This is a genomic window from Deinococcus piscis (genome assembly GCF_014653275.1).
GTDB classification, from domain to species: Bacteria; Deinococcota; Deinococci; order Deinococcales; family Deinococcaceae; genus Deinococcus; species Deinococcus piscis.
The window spans coordinates 13,847-29,798 of the sequence record NZ_BNAL01000003.1 but is presented as its reverse complement, the minus strand read 5'-3'; the positions used below and the strand labels follow the sequence as shown (position 1 = coordinate 29,798).

The 15,952-nt window shown below is 62.2% G+C and carries 15 protein-coding genes and 2 tRNA genes; 12 read left to right on the top strand and 5 right to left on the bottom strand.

Annotated features, from left to right (window positions below):
• The gene (locus IE158_RS01905) at window positions 1-810 is read right to left on the bottom strand and encodes a metallophosphoesterase (protein WP_189641985.1); all 810 of its coding nucleotides are present in this window, start codon (window positions 808-810) and stop codon (window positions 1-3) included.
• A gap of 59 nt (window positions 811-869) precedes the next feature.
• Here IE158_RS01905 and IE158_RS01900 point away from each other — a divergent pair, with 59 nt between their 5' ends.
• Window positions 870-1,760: a metallophosphoesterase gene (locus tag IE158_RS01900; RefSeq protein WP_189641984.1), complete on the top strand. Its 891-nt coding sequence runs from the start codon at window positions 870-872 to the stop codon at window positions 1,758-1,760.
• A gap of 1 nt (window position 1,761) precedes the next feature.
• On the opposite strand, the gene IE158_RS01895 is transcribed toward IE158_RS01900, so the two are convergent.
• On the bottom strand, window positions 1,762-3,132 hold the full coding sequence (locus IE158_RS01895) for a glycogen synthase (protein WP_189641983.1): 1,371 nt from the start codon (window positions 3,130-3,132) through the stop codon (window positions 1,762-1,764).
• A gap of 110 nt (window positions 3,133-3,242) precedes the next feature.
• Here IE158_RS01895 and IE158_RS01890 point away from each other — a divergent pair.
• The 3 genes from IE158_RS01890 to dnaA all read left to right on the top strand — a co-directional run bounded on the left by IE158_RS01890 (window position 3,243) and on the right by dnaA (window position 4,936).
• Window positions 3,243-3,318: transfer RNA gene (locus IE158_RS01890), tRNA-Ile, on the top strand.
• A 34-nt stretch (window positions 3,319-3,352) separates the two neighbouring features.
• Window positions 3,353-3,427 (top strand) — tRNA-Val (locus IE158_RS01885).
• A 117-nt stretch (window positions 3,428-3,544) separates the two neighbouring features.
• On the top strand, window positions 3,545-4,936 hold the full coding sequence (gene dnaA, locus IE158_RS01880; protein WP_189642084.1) for a chromosomal replication initiator protein DnaA: 1,392 nt from the start codon (window positions 3,545-3,547) through the stop codon (window positions 4,934-4,936).
• A 479-nt stretch (window positions 4,937-5,415) separates the two neighbouring features.
• Here the strand turns inward: dnaA and IE158_RS01875 are convergent, their stop codons facing one another.
• The gene (locus IE158_RS01875) at window positions 5,416-5,652 is read right to left on the bottom strand and encodes a hypothetical protein (RefSeq protein ID WP_189641982.1); all 237 of its coding nucleotides are present in this window, start codon (window positions 5,650-5,652) and stop codon (window positions 5,416-5,418) included.
• A gap of 259 nt (window positions 5,653-5,911) precedes the next feature.
• Between IE158_RS01875 and dnaN the strand changes: the two genes are divergently transcribed.
• The 3 genes from dnaN (at window position 5,912) to pyk (ending at window position 10,225) form a co-directional block, all read left to right on the top strand.
• Complete coding sequence (gene dnaN / locus IE158_RS01870; RefSeq protein WP_189641981.1) at window positions 5,912-6,994, top strand: DNA polymerase III subunit beta; 1,083 nt, start codon at window positions 5,912-5,914, stop codon at window positions 6,992-6,994.
• A 235-nt stretch (window positions 6,995-7,229) separates the two neighbouring features.
• Window positions 7,230-8,507: a phosphopyruvate hydratase gene (eno, locus tag IE158_RS01865; RefSeq protein ID WP_189641980.1), complete on the top strand. Its 1,278-nt coding sequence runs from the start codon at window positions 7,230-7,232 to the stop codon at window positions 8,505-8,507.
• A 290-nt stretch (window positions 8,508-8,797) separates the two neighbouring features.
• Window positions 8,798-10,225, top strand: a complete 1,428-nt coding sequence (pyk, locus tag IE158_RS01860) for a pyruvate kinase (protein WP_189641979.1) — start codon at window positions 8,798-8,800, stop codon at window positions 10,223-10,225.
• A 128-nt stretch (window positions 10,226-10,353) separates the two neighbouring features.
• On the opposite strand, the gene tyrS is transcribed toward pyk, so the two are convergent.
• On the bottom strand, window positions 10,354-11,598 hold the full coding sequence (tyrS, locus tag IE158_RS01855; protein WP_189641978.1) for a tyrosine--tRNA ligase: 1,245 nt from the start codon (window positions 11,596-11,598) through the stop codon (window positions 10,354-10,356).
• Between the two features lie 173 nt (window positions 11,599-11,771).
• On the opposite strand from tyrS, the gene IE158_RS01850 reads away from it, so the two are divergent.
• The 5 genes from IE158_RS01850 to IE158_RS01830 all read left to right on the top strand — a co-directional run bounded on the left by IE158_RS01850 (window position 11,772) and on the right by IE158_RS01830 (window position 15,157).
• Entirely contained in the window at window positions 11,772-12,341 is a 570-nt protein-coding gene (locus IE158_RS01850) for an MOSC domain-containing protein (RefSeq protein WP_189641977.1), read from the top strand.
• A 36-nt stretch (window positions 12,342-12,377) separates the two neighbouring features.
• Complete coding sequence (locus IE158_RS01845; RefSeq protein ID WP_189641976.1) at window positions 12,378-12,920, top strand: YqhA family protein; 543 nt, start codon at window positions 12,378-12,380, stop codon at window positions 12,918-12,920.
• Complete coding sequence (locus tag IE158_RS01840) at window positions 12,917-13,630, top strand: tRNA (adenine(22)-N(1))-methyltransferase TrmK (RefSeq protein ID WP_189641975.1); 714 nt, start codon at window positions 12,917-12,919, stop codon at window positions 13,628-13,630. The genes IE158_RS01845 and IE158_RS01840 overlap by 4 nt, the downstream gene beginning before the upstream one ends.
• 125 nt (window positions 13,631-13,755) lie before the next feature.
• Window positions 13,756-14,358 carry a hypothetical protein gene (locus IE158_RS01835; protein WP_189641974.1) on the top strand — a complete coding sequence of 201 codons (603 nt, stop codon included), beginning with the start codon at window positions 13,756-13,758 and terminating at the stop codon, window positions 14,356-14,358.
• Window positions 14,359-14,437: 79 nt separating this feature from the next.
• Window positions 14,438-15,157: a PIG-L family deacetylase gene (locus IE158_RS01830; RefSeq protein WP_189641973.1), complete on the top strand. Its 720-nt coding sequence runs from the start codon at window positions 14,438-14,440 to the stop codon at window positions 15,155-15,157.
• Between the two features lie 131 nt (window positions 15,158-15,288).
• Here IE158_RS01830 and IE158_RS01825 read toward each other — a convergent pair whose 3' ends face one another.
• Window positions 15,289-15,858, bottom strand: coding sequence for a peptidylprolyl isomerase (locus IE158_RS01825; RefSeq protein ID WP_189641972.1), 570 nt, complete (start codon window positions 15,856-15,858; stop codon window positions 15,289-15,291).
• Between the last annotated feature and the right edge of the window lie 94 nt (window positions 15,859-15,952).

Sequence of the window (15,952 nt, the reverse complement as noted above, 5' to 3'; positions counted from 1 at the left end):
CTAAACGCGCATCAGCCGCGCTTCCAGCATCCGTCCGAAGGCGGGCAGGCCCTCGCTGGCAGCGGGGTTGCCTTCGCCCTCCAGCACCACCAGGCCGCGTGGACCGTCCACATGCAGCGGCAGCAGCGCCAGCCGCCCGGTCTTGTAGGCTCCGAGGTCCAGATACACCTGCCCCTCCTGCTGCACGGCCACCCGTACCGGCGTGTGCCCATGCACCGAGTAAGTCACACCTGGCGGCAGCTGATAGGGGCCGTCAGCAGGCCGCAGCCAAAGCACCGCCGACATCGGATTGGGGTAGTCGCGGTGGGCTTTGGGCGGGCTGGCGTGGGTCACCATGACGCTGGGGCTGGACGGCGGCGCTGTGTGAATCTCGCCCTGCCCATCCACAAACACCATGCGGGGCAGGTCGGTCAGGTACTCGCGCAGCAACTCGGGGAACTGTTCTAGCGTCAGGCTTCCCAGTTCCCGCCGCACCGTCTCGCCCCCCGCCCGCATCCACCACTGGAGACCCTGCATGGCGAGGCGAAATTCTTCGGGGTGACCACTCTCCACAAAGCGCTGAAAATGCTGCGGGCCATCCAGGGCCATGCGCTCGTGGTTGCCCATCAACAGCGTGGCGCGGCCCTGGGCCCGCAGTTCCAGCAACCGGGTCACGCAGCGCAGCGACTGTGGCCCACGGTCAATCGCGTCCCCCAGGTTCAGCAGATGCCAGTTCGGCCAGTGCGTCTCAGCGTAGCGAATGGCCGCATCCAGCAGGTCGGCGCGGCCATGCAGGTCGGGAACCACAAACACGGTGCGGGGTTCAGACATTGCCGCAGTCTACTTCGCTTAACCTGATCGGCTTACTCTGGCTCTATGAGGGCTTTTGCATGAGACGTTCTTCCCGCCTGACCCGCCGGCAGTGGCTTCAGCGCAGTGCCCTGGGCGTGCTGGGGCTGGGCGGGCTACTCGGGGGCAGCGCTGTGGCGGGTGCCTATGGCCTGAGCGTGACCCGTCAGCGCCAGACGCTGCCTGAACTGCGTGAGCCTCTGCGGCTGGTCTTCCTGACCGACCTGCACTACGGCCTGTATATCGAAGCGGGCAGTGTGCGCCGCTGGATAGATACCGCCTTGGCCGAGCGGCCCGATCTGATTCTGTTGGGCGGCGACTTTGTGGATATCCGCCCTGGTGAGCGGCCTACGCCTCTGCTCAAGCAGCTGTCCCGCTTGCAGGCACCACTGGGAGTGTATGGCGTGTGGGGCAATCACGATTACGGCAGTTTTGGCCGCTACGACTCACGGTGGCGCGGCGAAGGGCAGCCGGGCTGGGAGGAACATAGGCACGCGCTCGCTGCGGAGCTGGGGGAAGCAGGTGTCCGCCTGCTCCGCAATCAGACCGCGCAGCCCAGGAGTGACCTTCATCTGGTCGGCACGGATGACTGGCAGTGGGGGGAACGCCCCGACCTCAGCGCCCTGCTGGCTGGAGCTGGGGCGCGGGCCACCTTGCTGCTCACCCACAATCCCGACATCCTCCCCACTTTCCCGCAGCCCATCGGCCTCACGCTGGCGGGACACACCCACGGCGGCCAGGTGCGGCTGCCGGGCGTGGGTGCCCTGGTGGTGCCCAGCGCCTACGGCACCCGCTACGCGATGGGCTGGCACCAGGGAGAATACGGCAGCCCGGCCTATGTCAGCCGGGGCCTGGGCGTTTCGGGTCTGCCAGTGCGGACCTTTTGCCCCCCAGAGGTGACAGTGATGGACCTGCTGCCGGGCCAGGCCTGAGTCAGCACTCGGCCAGAATCTTGGCGTATAGATCGCGGTAGGCCTGCGCCGAAGCGTTCCAGCTGAAATCCAGCGCCATGCCTTCGCGCACCCGGCGCTCCCAATCGGCTTTGTCGCGGCGGGCCTGTAGCGCCTCACCGCAGGCCTCCAGCAGCGCCTGCGAAGTGGCTGGCCCAAACGTAAAGCCGATGCTGGGGGGGACAGTGTCCTTGAGCCCTCCTGTCTCACGCACCACTGGCAGGGTGCCGTAGCGCAGCGCAATCATCTGCGACAGGCCACACGGCTCAAAGCGGCTGGGCATGGCAAAAGCGTCAGCCCCAGCGTAGATGCGGTGGGCCAGCGCTTCGTTGAGCCCACCCACAAAGGCCACGCGTGGGTGCAGATTCCAGCCCTGAAATGCCGCTTCCAGCAAGGGGTCACCGCCCCCCAGAATCACCACGTTCCAGCTTCTCACCAGTTCCGGCAGGGCCATCAGCAGCAAGTCCATGCCCTTCTGGTCGGCCAGGCGGCTCACTGTACCGAGCACCGGGGCTCGGTCAAAGCCAAACTCCTCGCGCAGCCTACGGCGGTTGCTGCTCTTACCGCGCAGGCCCGAATAGTTCATCACGTACCCGTCCCGCCGGGGGTTCCAGCGGTCCAGGTCCAGCCCATTCAGGATGCCGCGCAGCCGCCCTTCGGCGTCCAGACGTTGCAGCACGCCCTCTAACCCCTCGCCGTACTGGGGGGTGGTAATTTCGTGCGCGTAGGTCGGGCTGACCGTAGTGACCCGGTCTGCAAACACCAGCCCAGCTTTGAGCAGGTTCAGGTCGCCGTGAAACTCCGCGAAGTCCGGCTGAAAGGTCCAGTCGGGGAGCGCAGTCCAGCCTGCCGCTTCGTGCAGGTTCCAGCGGCCCTGGTATTGCAGATTATGGACCGTAAGCACTGTAGGCCAGTCACTCAGCTTCGCGTGTGCTACGGCCAACCCTGCTTGCCAGTCGTGGCCGTGCAGCAGCCGGGGCTGAACATTCAGCCACTGCAAGGCTGGAAGCACCGCCCGCCCAAAGGCGCTGAACCGCTGCACATCGTCCGGGTGATAAAGACCGGGCCGCGCGAATTCTTCCATCCCCAGGAACAGATACTCCACACCGCCCCGGCGCTCATGCCCCAGCCGGACCTCGCCCACACCCCCGACATGCACGGAGCCCAGGGGCTGCACCGCCCCAGCGTCAGCCAGGTCCTGGTACCAGGGGGACACCACCATCACCGCGTCCCCAGCCGCCGCCTGCGCCGCAGGAAGTGCCCCCAACACGTCGGCCAGGCCGCCAGTGCGGGAAAAGGGAAAGACCTCGGAGGCCACATGGACGGTAGGAGCAGCCGGTGCAGAGAAGGTCATGCGGCAAGTGTACTGTTCCGGCCTGGAGGTCAAGGGCCCGTGGTGGCCGCAGTGCCCCCAACATTGACTTCTGAGCGGGGCCACTGCTAAACTTCTGAAGCTTGCCAGAGGGGCCTTTAGCTCAATGGTTAGAGCAGTCGGCTCATAACCGATTGGTTACCGGTTCAAGTCCGGTAGGGCCCACCACATCCAACGGGCCACGGCGCATCAGCGCACAGATGGGCGGTTAGCTCAGCGGTAGAGCACTCGCTTCACACGCGAGGGGTCACGTGTTCAAATCACGTATCGCCCACCACAGTGCAGAACTCACAGCCTTCGCAGCAGCGAGGGCTGTCTGCTTTTGTGGGCCACTTGCTATGCTGGCCCCACTGCTTCCGGCAGCAACTGTGCCGGCCCCCAGGAGGTGTGCGCTATTTCTCAGGAAATCTGGTCGGATGTACTGGCTTATGTCCGCAACAACATTTCGGAAGTGGAGTACCACACCTGGTTTGCTCCGGTCAAAACTCTAGGCGTCCGCGAAGGCTCGCTGGTGCTGGGTGTCCGCAATTCATTCGCGCAGGAGTGGTTCCGCAAGCACTACCTGCAGCTGCTGGAAGACGCGCTGCGCAGCCTGGGTGCCGAGAATCCGCAAGTGAGCTTTGAAGTGCTGCCCGCCGTGCAGGAAGCCATGATCATGCCTGAAACGTCAGCTCCGGCCCCGGCGCCCAAAGTCGCGTCTCCACCTCGGCCAGCACGTAGCGGCCCCGACCCAGAACTGAGCAAAATCCTGAATCCCAAGTACACCTTCGAGAATTTTGTGGTGGGGCCGAACAACAACCTCGCTCACGCCGCTGCGCTGGCCGTGGCCGAGTCGCCGGGCAAGGCCTACAACCCCCTGTTTATCTACGGTGATGTGGGCCTGGGCAAAACTCACTTGATGCACGCCGTCGGGCACTACCTGGCCGAGAAGTACCCCGAGAAGCGCATCGCCTACGTGTCTACTGAGTCGTTTACGAATGAGCTGATTAACTCCATCCGTGACGACAAGACCACACAGTTCCGTGACCGCTACCGCTCTGTGGACCTGCTGCTGGTGGACGACATTCAGTTTCTGGCCCGCAAGGAGCGTACCCAAGAAGAGTTTTTTCACACCTTCAACGCGCTCTACGAGAATCACAAGCAGATTATTCTCAGCTCGGACCGGCCCCCCAAGGACATCCAGACGCTTGAAGGGCGGCTGCGCAGCCGCTTTGAGTGGGGCCTGATCACCGACATTCAGTCGCCCGAATTCGAGACGCGGGTGGCCATTCTCAAGATGAATGCTGAGCAGGCCAACATCAACATTCCGCAGGATGTTCTGGAACTGATTGCCCGGCAGGTGACCACCAACATCCGTGAGCTGGAAGGGGCCCTGATGCGTGTGGTCGCCTTTTCTAGCCTGAATAATGTGCCCTTTAGCCGGGCGGTGGCGTCCAAAGCTCTGTCCAATGTCTTCGCGCCCCAAGAACTTCAGGTAGAAATGCCCGAAGTGGTACGCGCCGCTGCCCAACTGTTTGAAGTGACCACCGAGCAGATTCGTGGTACTGGCCGGGCACGCGACGTTGTGGTCCCCCGTCAGATTGCGATGTACCTGATTCGGGAGCTGACGCCTCATTCTCTGCCTGAGATCGGCCAATATTTTGGCCGCGACCATTCCACGGTTATGCACGCGATCAATAAGGTCAGTGATAGCGTCAAGAAGGATGAAGAAATGGCAGCTCAGGTCAGCCGGTTGCGCCGCCACCTGGAAGGGTTGCATGAAACGGATGGAGAGGGTTCATCCTAACGGCTCTGAGGAGTGATGCTCAGCTTCCTCTATGGAAACACAGACAGCGTTTTATCTCTTCGAGCAACCAGTGAGGATTTTCTAGGTTTCCTTGTATACCCAAAAGGGGACTCGCTTAAAGGCGTAGTAAATGCGCTCACCCGAGTGGATCTCCTGTAGTTAGATCAGCTGAGGGGGAGCAGTCCCAGTGCGCTGAGCCGTTTCTTCGATATCCACAGCTGGGATTCAAACCGCTGCCAGGGAGAGATGCAGGACGCCCAGTGGCGCATTTTGCTGGCAGACGTGCTGGACTTCATCAAGAAGTGCTTTCAGTCTATGGGCTCGCGAATTCTTTGTGGTGCCGTCTCAGATGCTGGATAGGGATCACATCCCAGTTTAAAGAAAAATGCGCTGGGCTCCTGGAATCCTCCTTCACAGAAGGCAAGCATCTTGCGACCTGCCAGGGACTGGACTATTGCTTCTGACGGTGTTCCGGGGCTTCACGCTGGTCGTACCGCATCGCTCAGAAGAGATGATCTTGAAGCAAGCGGCACGCCTGGCCCTGCACCCTCTTCAGCCAAAAGATTCCAAAAGCCGTTCCAAAGTAATGTGAAAACTTTCCCTTCCTGTGGATAACCCTGTGGATAACCCTGTGGATAACCCAGAAATTCCTGTGGATAAATCTGTGGATAACTTGAGCATCTTTTGGCCTGTGGATAACCGGGGAAGTTATCCACAGGTTATCCACAGGCTAGTGGCACTTATCCACATTTTTGTCCACAGGCCATATGCCGTTGTAGACACTGCCGAGGCCGCTTTTCCACAGTTTCCACAGGCCCTACTACTATTACTACTAGTATTTTTACTTTAAAGAACAACAGAGATAGAGAGGGTGGGCAAAGCCTGATAGGTCAAGCCAGACTGGAAGAAAGCCTATAGGGAGAAGTGGTGGTGGAAGACCGCCCTAAGCGGGAACACTCCGGTAAACTGAAAGCAATGAAAGCCACCGTAACCAAGAAGGTCCTGAGTGAAGGTCTAGGTCTGCTCGAGAGGGTGGTTCCCAGCCGCAGCTCCAATCCGCTGTTGACTTCGCTCAAAATCGATGCTGCTGAGCAGGGTCTGCACTTGAGCGGCACCAATCTGGAAGTGGATCTGGCCAGCTTCGCCCCTGCAGAAGTCCAAGACCCACAAGCATTCGTGGTGCCTGCGCATCTGCTGTCGCAAATTGTGCGGACCTTGGGCGGCGAATTGGTTGAGCTCGAACTGAATGGCGATGAGCTGTCGGTGCGCTCGGGCGGATCGGATTTCAAGATCCAGACCGGAGACGTTAGCGCTTTTCCAGAGCTGAACTTCCCGAGTCAGGTTGACGCCACTGTTGACGCAGCTGACTTGGCCCGCGCCCTGAACAGTGTGCGGTACGCCGCCAGCAGCGAAGCCTTTCAGGCGGTGTTCCGTGGCGTGAAATTGGAAAAGCGCGAGAATGGAGCCCGCGTAGTCGCCTCTGACGGCTACCGCGTGGCGCTGCACGACTTTGCTTTGGAAGGCGAAGTGCGGGAGCTCATCATGCCCGCCCGCAGTGTGGATGAGTTGGTCCGAATGCTGCGTGACGGCGAGGCGAAACTGAGCTATGGCGAAGGCCAACTGAGCGTGACGACGGACCGAGTGAAGATGAACCTGAAGCTGCTGGACGGCGAATTCCCAGACTATGAGCGCGTGATTCCTTCCGAAACCAAACTGCAGGTGAAGCTGCCTTCAGCTGCCCTGAAGGAGTCGGTGGGCCGTGTGGCCGTCCTGGCCGACAAGAACGCCAATAACCGTGTGGAGTTTCTGGTCACTGAGGGGCAGCTGCAGCTGAACGCCGAAGGCGACTATGGCCGCGCGCACGACACGCTGAGCGTGGAACAGAGCGGTACTGAGCCTGCCATCAGCTTGGCTTTCAACGCCAAATATGTGCAGGACGCGCTGGGGCCCATTGAGGGGGAAGCGGAGATACTGTTTGCCGAGTCCACCAAGCCGGCCATCTTCCGTCCTGCCTCTGGGGGCGGCTATATGGCCGTGCTGGTAGCTCTGCGGGTCTGACCCGTGCTTGAGCCCTGCCTGGCCTGCCAGGGGCCTTGTGAAGCCAGCAAGGGCTATTGCAGGACTCAAGCTGAAGGCAGTTGAAAGCTGAAGCGCTGTATCCGGGCCTACTCCGCCAGGGCGCCCTATAGTGAGTGCAGTTTCTAGAGTGAATCTAAAGTGAATACAGTTCCGCCAAACCTGAATCCTCTTCTACCGGTCCATTCCCCCTTTTCATCCCAAGGAGCTCAAACCCATGAACATCGAAAAAGTTATTGGACGTGAAGTGCTGGACTCGCGCGGCAATCCCACCGTTGAAGCCGAAGTGCACCTGAGCTGCGGGGCCAAGGGCCGCGCCATCGTGCCCAGTGGAGCCAGCACGGGCTCGCATGAAGCGCTGGAGCTGCGTGACGGCGGTGAGCGCTACTTGGGCAAAGGGGTGCAGAATTCCGTCAAGAACGTCAATGAGGCGCTGGGCCCGGCGGTGACTGGCCTGGACGCTGACCAGCAAGCTGAGATTGACGCGGCCATGCTGGCGCTGGACGGCACCCCCAATAAGAGCAAGATGGGTGGCAACGCCATTCTCGCCGTGAGCTTGGCGACAGCCCGCGCCGCTGCTGACGCCCTGGGCGTACCGCTGTACCGCTACCTGGGTGGCTCGAATGCCAAAACTCTGCCAGTACCGATGATGAACGTGATCAACGGTGGTGCCCACGCTGACAACAGTGTGGATTTTCAGGAATTCATGGTGATGCCTGTCGGCGCTCCCAACTTCCGTGAAGCGCTGCGCTACGGTGCCGAGACATTTCACTCGCTCAAAAAGGTGCTGTCGGCCCGTGGTTACAACACCAATGTGGGTGATGAAGGCGGCTTCGCTCCTGACCTGAAGTCCAACGAAGAAGCGCTGGAAGTGCTGCTGGAAGCCATCGAGAAGGCCGGTTATGAGCCAGGAAAAGACATCAAGATTGCGCTAGACCCGGCCGTCACCGAAATCTTCAAGGACGGCCAGTATCACCTGGAAAGCGAAGGCAAGACCCTGAGCACCGCTGACATGATCGACTTCTGGGAAGACTGGATCAGCCGTTATCCCATTGTCAGCATCGAAGACGCGCTGGCTGAAGACGACTGGGAAGGCTGGGAACAGCTCACCCAGCGTATCGGCAGCCGGGTGCAGCTGGTGGGCGATGACCTGTTCGTGACCAACCCTGAGCGGTTGCAGCAAGGTATTGACCGGGGTGTCGCCAACTCGATTCTGGTGAAAGTGAACCAGATTGGCTCGCTGACCGAGAGCATGGACGCCATTGAGTTGGCCAAGCGCAACCGCTACACCACCGTGATCAGCCACCGCTCGGGTGAGTCGGAAGATGCGTTTATCGCAGACCTGGCTGTGGCAACCAACGCCGGTCAGATCAAGACCGGCTCGGCCAGCCGCTCGGACCGCATTGCCAAGTACAACCAACTGCTTCGGATTGAGCACGAACTGGGAGACCGCGCTGTGTACCTGGGCAACCAGGCATTTAACCAGAAGGGCTAACCCGCAGGAATACGGGAACCCCTTTTTTAGTCTTCCGGGACACTTGTTCAGCGTGTATTGAGGCACGCTGGGCAGGTGCCCTTTGGCCTGTGTTCCCCAAGCCGCTAAGCTGCGCCCTTTTCACCACACTGTGAGGTCCTGTGCCATCTGCGTCAGTACTCGCCGGCTTACACTGCCCTGAAGCCGGGCTGTTAGGCTAGCTGGGTGTCTGCAAAGAGCACACGAATCACAGAGGACACCAAATCACAGCAGGACGATAAACCGAGAAGATTTTTTGTAAGGAGTTGACGATGAAACACGCTTTTGGAAGAGCCACCAAGATTGTGGCGACGATGGGCCCAGCCAGCCGCAACCCGCAGACCCTGCGGCGCATGATTGACGCTGGCATGAACGTGGCCCGCATTAATTTCAGCCACGGAGACCGGGAAGATCACCGGGCGACCGTGGAGCTGATCCGGGAAATTGCCGCCGAGAAGGGCCGCGCCGTGGGTATCTTGCAGGACTTGCAGGGGCCCAAGATTCGGGTGGCCCGCTTTGAGGATGAAGCCGGCATCTTGCTGGAACCGGGCGACCTGTTCAGCATCACCATGGACGATGCCCCCGGCAACCGCGAGCGCGTAGGCACCACTTACAAGCAGCTGGCGCAGGACGTGAGCCCCGGGATGACCCTGCTGCTCGACGACGGCAACTTGGTCTTGCAGGTCCTGAATGTGACGGCCAGTGAAGTGCAGACCCGTGTGCTGGTTGGGGGGCCGCTGAAGAACAACAAGGGAATCAACGTGCCCGAGGCTGACCTGTCGGTGCCAGCTCTGAGCGAAAAAGATGTGCAGGACTTGGAATTTGGGGCCGAGCTGGGTGTGGACTGGGTGGCGCTGAGCTTTGTGCGTTCGCGTGACGATCTGCTGCTGGCCCGGCACTACCTGACGCGCGCGGGCAGCCGGGCCAAGCTGATGGCCAAGATTGAAAAGCCGCAGGCCGTGGAGCGCTTCGCCGATATCCTGGGAGAAGTGGACGGGGTGATGGTGGCCCGCGGCGACTTGGGTGTGGAAATGCGGCCTGAGCAGGTGCCAACCATCCAAAAAGACCTGATTCGGCAGTGCCGTGAGGCAGGCAAGCCGGTCATCACGGCCACCCAGATGCTGGAGAGCATGATCAACGCGCCCCGGCCCACCCGCGCCGAAGCCAGTGACGTAGCGAACGCCATCTATGACGGCACCGACGCCGTGATGCTGAGTGCTGAGTCGGCGGTGGGGCAGTACCCAGTTGAGGCAGTCGCCATGATGGACCGCATCGCCCGCGAGGTGGAGCAGAGCGAACAGTATCAGGCGCTTCAGCAGCTTTCGGCCCCGATTGCCGAGTCGCAGGACGCGATTGCCATGTCGGCCTGCTCTATCGGGGCACGGCTGGAAGCAGCGGCCATCGTCGCCTTTACGTCATCGGGTGGGTCGTCGGGCCGGATTGCTAAGTACCGCCCGCCGCTCTCTATCCTGGCGCTGACCCCTTATGAGCATGTCCGCAACCAGCAGACGCTGCTGTGGGGCGTGGTGCCGGTCCTCAGCGACGACCCCCAGGACTCGGACGACATGGTCCGCATCGCTGCCGATGTGCTGAGCCGCACTGGGCTGGCGGAGTCGGGAGACCGATTTGTGATTACAGCTGGGGTTCCCTTTGGTGTACGTGGCACCACCAACATGCTACGCGTCGAAAAACTGCACTAAGCGTTCGCCAAAAACTTATCCACAGAATCAGAGTTATCCACATTACCTATGTGGATAACTCTTTTCTTATTTGGGGTCACTCTGATCACCCTGAGTCTTTAAAATTCGCTTCAGAGATATGGACAAATTTAGACCATTTTCAAGCGTTTAAATTTATCTTTGCCTTTTTGAAGAATCAAGCCTTCTGGGCTTTGAAGTTCAGCCTGGGCTACCCAGCCCTGGGGATCGGTGTAAGCTTCGCCAGCCACCTTGAGGCCCCGGTTCTGCATCAGCTTGCGGGCGGCTCCGTTGCTGGGTTCCAGACCGGCCAGCACTATCAGCCGCGCCATGCTGACCCGACCTTCATCGTTCAGCTCACTTACCTCTACGGTCACTTCAGGGAGGTCATCGGGCACGCCGCCTTTCGCCACGCTGCGGAAGCGCTCCTCAGCAGCGTCCGGGTCGGCATCGGGGGTCAGCCAGGCCAGGACGGCGCGGGCCAGCTGGCGGTGGGCTTCGACTGGATGCCCGGCCAGCAGTTCCGTGATGCGCTCCTGCGGCAAGTCGGTGAGCAGGGTGAAGTAGTTCGCCAGCAAAGGGTCCGGCACCTTCATCAGCCCGGCAAAAATGGCGTGCGGCTCGTCGCTGAGGCCCACGTAGTTGTCCAGGCTCTTGGACATTTTCTCGGTGCCGTCCAGGCCCACCAGCAGTGGCAGGGTCATCACCACCTGCGGCTCCTGGCCGTAGTCACGCTGGAGGGCGCGGCCCACCAGATTGTTGAACAGCTGGTCGGTGCCGCCCAGCTCCACGTCCGCTTCCAGCGCCACCGAGTCGTAGCCCTGGGTGAGCGGGTACAGCAGCTCATGCATGGAAATGGGCGTGCCAGCCGCGAGGCGCTTGCTGAAATCGTCGCGCTCCAGAATGCGGGCCACGGTGTACTTGGCGGTGAGGGCAACGATGTCCTTGTAGCCGAGCTGCTCCAGCCACTCGCCGTTGGAGCGGATTTCTAGCACTTCGGGTTCCGAGCGCAGAATCAGGCGGCACTGCTCCAGGTAGCTTTGAGCATTGGCGCGGGCTTCTTCAATGGTGAGCGGCGGGCGGGTCTTGCTTTTGCCAGTGGGGTCGCCAATGGTCGCCGTGAAGTCGCCAATCAGCATGATGACTTTGTGGCCGAGGTCCTGAAATTGCCGCATTTTGCGGAGAATCACGGCGTGGCCGAGGTGCAAATCCGGGCGGGTGGGGTCGGCCCCCAGCTTGACGCGCAGCGGCTGGCCGGTGTCCAGGCTGCGCTGAAGTTTCTGGCGCAGGTCGTCTTCTGACACCAGATCGGCCACGCCGCGCTTGAGAATGGCGAGCTGTTCGTCTACCGGCATATGGGGGCGAAGTTCAGTCATGGGAGGGGTCCTTCCTTTCGGGGCTAAGGGGGCTAAAAAAGGAGCGGCGCAACCGAAGTCACGCCGCTTTGAGGGTGGAATGCCGAGGAGCGCCCCACCCTAGCGGCGGGGAGAATAGCTCTGGTTCGGCGCTGTCATGTCACGCAATTTAGCACGCCCGCTATGCTGGGCGGATGCTCACCATGTCGCAGCTCCGCGCCCACCTGCCGCGCCCAGGCCGCCTGGAGTGGATTGGCCTGCGTACGGCTCGCCGCCAGCCGGTGCTCAGTGTGGCTGAGGCCGAGATTCACCCGCTGGTGGGTGTGGTGGGCGACCACGGCAAGCTGGCCCCGCCCCGGCTGCGGGCGCTGGTGGGGGAGACGCCTGGCGGCGCGCCGGAGCCTGCGCCCTCGCCGGTGCGGGCCGAGCGCGGCAAGCGCCAAGTGACGCTGATTCAGGCCGAGCATCTGCCTGTGATTGCGGCGCTGGCCGGGCTGGCCAGCGTCAGTCCCGATCTGCTGCGGCGTAACCTGCTGGTTTCGGGCCTGCCACTGCTGGCGCTCAAAGACCGGCGCTTCTGGGTGGGCAGTGTGCTCCTGGAAGGCACCGGCGAGTGCCACCCCTGCTCACGGATGGAGGAGAATCTGGGACCGGGCGGCTACAACGCGGTGCGCGGCCACGGCGGAATCACCGCGCGGGTGATTGGCGGCGGCGTGGTGAGGGTGGGGGACGTGGTGCGGCCCTGGGAAGCGGAGGACGCGTGAGAGCATTACAGAGCACCTCCCCGTTATCATGACCTGATGCAAGCCCGTCCTCCTACGTCCTCCTCAGGGACTCCTGAGCTCACCTCTCCACGTGGTGGCAGCCGCTTCTTCGGCTTTACCCGCCTCATTGTGGAATTGGGCGTGCTGAGCTCGGCGGCGTTCAGCCTTTCGCTGTTCGTGGCTGCCATTGCACAGGCCTATACCGCCATACGGCACGCTCTAGAGCACCTGGGCGAAGAAGGAACGGCCAAGCATCTGATGATTGCGGCTGTTGAGCAGGCCGACTTGCTGCTGGTGGCCATGGCCCTGCTGATCATCAGCTTTGGGATGCAGGCCCTGTTCGTGGGACGCGTTGCCAACGTGCCTGCGTGGCTCCATATTCGTAGCTTTGACGACCTCAAGCAGAAGCTGCTGGGCATCGTCGTGGTGGCGCTGGCAGTCAACTTTTTTAGTGTGGCGCTAGAGTGGAAAGGCGGCGACGAGATTTTGGTCTATGGCCTGGCGCTGGCGGCGGTGATGGCCGCAATTGGTGGCTACAGCGTGATTCTCTCCAGGCAGGGCGTCTCAGAACACCCATGACCTTTCAGCCCCGGTTGGACGCCCGCCTGGAAATGGTGCTCTCGCTGATTCGTGCGGAGGTCCACGCCGATATTGGCACCGACCATGCAGGGTTGCCCATCCGGCTGGTGCAAACGGGACGTGTGCGGCGCTGTATCGGCGTAGAACTCAACGCCGCGCCACTGGAGCTGGCCCACCGGCAAGTGGCGCGGGCCGGATTGGGAGGCCAAATAGAACTGCGCCAGGGCGACGGCCTCGCGCCGCTGGGGCCAGGTGAGGTGGACAGTGTCAGCATGACGGGGCTAGGGGCAGGCACGATTGCGGGCGTGCTGGAGCGTGGGCGGCAGGGAGGGCAGTTGCCGGGCCGCGCCGTGGTGCAGTGCAACGATTCACCGCTGGCCCTGCGGTCTTGGGCGCGGGAAGCGGGCTACTGGCTGGAGGCCGAAACGCTGGTGGATGGCTACTGGCCTTACCCGGTCCTGGCATTCACCCGTGCCGCTGGCCCCGACCCCGCTTATGATGACCTGCCGCTGGACGCCGCTCTGCGCTTTGGTCCTCAGCTGCTGCGGGAGCATCACCCCCTGCTGCGCCGTGTGCTGGCCGATGCCTACGGGCGTTACGCTCCGGCGGCGGCTCCTGGCCGCTCTGCCCAGCGCGAGCTGGACGCAGTGCTGGAGGCGTTGGCGTATCTGGGATGGACGGTGGCTGACTTGAGCAGCGCAGAGCAATAAAAAACCCGCTCACTTGGAGCGGTTATTTCTCTACTCTAGCCCGGTATACAGTATTCGTCAAGGTGAATCAGGGGAATCCGCTGGGGCGTCACCTCTGCGGCAGTGTTCAGGACTAGGCTGTACCTATGCTCGCGCTGCTCTTTGTGGGTCTGCTTCTCCTGCCCCTGCTGCTGATGGCGGCCCTGCTGGGCCTGGCCTGGGGCGCGCTGGCGCAACGGTTCTGGCCGCGAAAGCGCTGGCCGGCGGTGCTTGTACTGCTCTTGGCCCTGATCCTGCCCGCTGGGGTGGCCCTGGACTGGTCGGCGCAGGTAAAGAGCGCCATTGCTCTGGATGCACCCCACAACTCTGCTTCTGCCGTCGCTGCGGCTCAGGTTGTGGCGGGGCAGTTCGCCTGGGCGGTGAAGTTGGCCGTTGCGGCAGGGCTGGGCCTGACGGCGGCGCTGTTGCTGGGGCGCGGGCGCTGGGGCGGACACGGGTGGGGCCGCTGGTTGGCTCCCCTGGGGCCACTGGTCATGGCCGGGCTGCTCTGGCGCACGCTGCCGCTACGAAACGGTATTCAGCTTAGCGATTTTCAGCCGGATATGGCGCAAAGCGTCGTGATAACCGGCGTGCTGTGCCTGTACGGCAGTGTGAGTCTGGGGGCCTTTGTTTACCTTACAGCGCCGCGTCCCTGGTGGCTGGAGGATGAGCTGCCCTCGCCGCCCGTAGCCGATACATCTGGGCAATAAAAAACCCGCTCACTTGGAGCGGTTATGTTCATTACTTTAGCGTGGTATGCGGTATTCGTCAACCCTATACACTCGGCCTATGACTTTTTCCCTGACCACGACTTATGGCGCGGTGCAGCCGCTGGACTGGCTGGTGCTTGCCCCGCATCCCGATGACGCCGAAATCGGCGCGGGCGGCACGCTGATTCGGGTGGGCGATGCTGGGCAGCGAACCGGCGTGCTGGAACTGACACGCGGTGAAATGGGCACGCTGGGCACGCCAGAGGGGCGCATGGCCGAATGTGCCGTTGCCGCTGCCCATCTGGGCCTGAGCTGGCGCGGCACATTGGGGCTGCCCGATGGCGCCCTGCGCGACGACTCTGCCCAAGCTGCTGCGCTGGCTGCCGCCCTGCGCCTGCTGCGCCCCCGCGTGCTGGTGATGCCCCACCCATCCGACCGCCACCCGGACCACTACGGGGCGTATGCGCTGGGCAAGCGGGCACTTCATCTGGCGGGGCTGCGCCGGGCTGAACTGGACGGCGAACCTCAACGCCCCAGCCGCGTGCTGCTGTTTCAGGGCAACGCCGACCTTCAGCCCGCGCTGCTGGTGGACGTCGCCGTCAGCCTGCCGCGCTGGGAAGCCGCCATTCGCGCCCACGAGTCACAGTTCAGCGGCGAGGCGGTCAGCGAGACAGTCACCCCCGAGGTGGTGGAGCGCCGCCTGGCCCGCCTGGGTTACTGGGGCACCCTGGCCCGCGTGCGCTACGCCGAGGCTTTTGGGGTAGAGGGGGAATTGCTGCTGGCTCCGGAGATGCTCTAGCGGGGGTCTAAGAGTCAAAAGGTCGAAGGGTCTAAGAGCTACTGCGCTGTCTCTCTTAGACCCTCAGACGCTTGGACCCTTGGATTTTTAGCTCAGTCCGAAAGTCCTTAGCTCACACTTACTTCTTAGCCTTACTTCTCGACCAGGTACGCCCGCTCAATCACGTCGGCGTCGCCGGGCATGCCGGGCTGAATGCGCTTGAGCTTGTCCAGCACGTCCAGGCCCTCCACCACTTTGCCGAATACGGTGTGGCGGCCGTCCAGGTGCGGGGTGTCGGTAAAGGTGATGAAGAACTGAGAGCCGTTGGTGCCGGGTCCGGCGTTCGCCATGCTCAGCACGCCCTTGCCGCTATGGCGGTGGGGATTGCCTGCAAATTCGTCCTCGAAGCGGTAGCCGGGGCCGCCCATGCCGGTGCCGGTGGGGTCGCCGGTCTGGGCCATAAAGCCGTCAATCACGCGGTGAAACTTGATACCGTCGTAGTAGTGGTGGCGCAGCAGGTACGCAAAGGAGTTGACCGTCATCGGCGCTTCGTCGGGGTACAGCTCCATAACGATGCGGCCTTTGCTCGTCTCGAACACAGCCTGATAAGCCTTACCGGGTTCGGTGGCAGAACCGAGTTCGGGAGCGGCGTCAAACTGGGTGACGCGCTCGCTGCTGAGTTCGGGCGACAGCTGGTAGCCACTGGGAATGTAGTTGTCCATACCCCGTATTGTGACGCATAGCGGCGAGTCCGCAAGTGGGGAAAAGCTCAGGGCAGCTTGAGGGACGTGCCCGCCACAGGAGCGCTACCCTGGG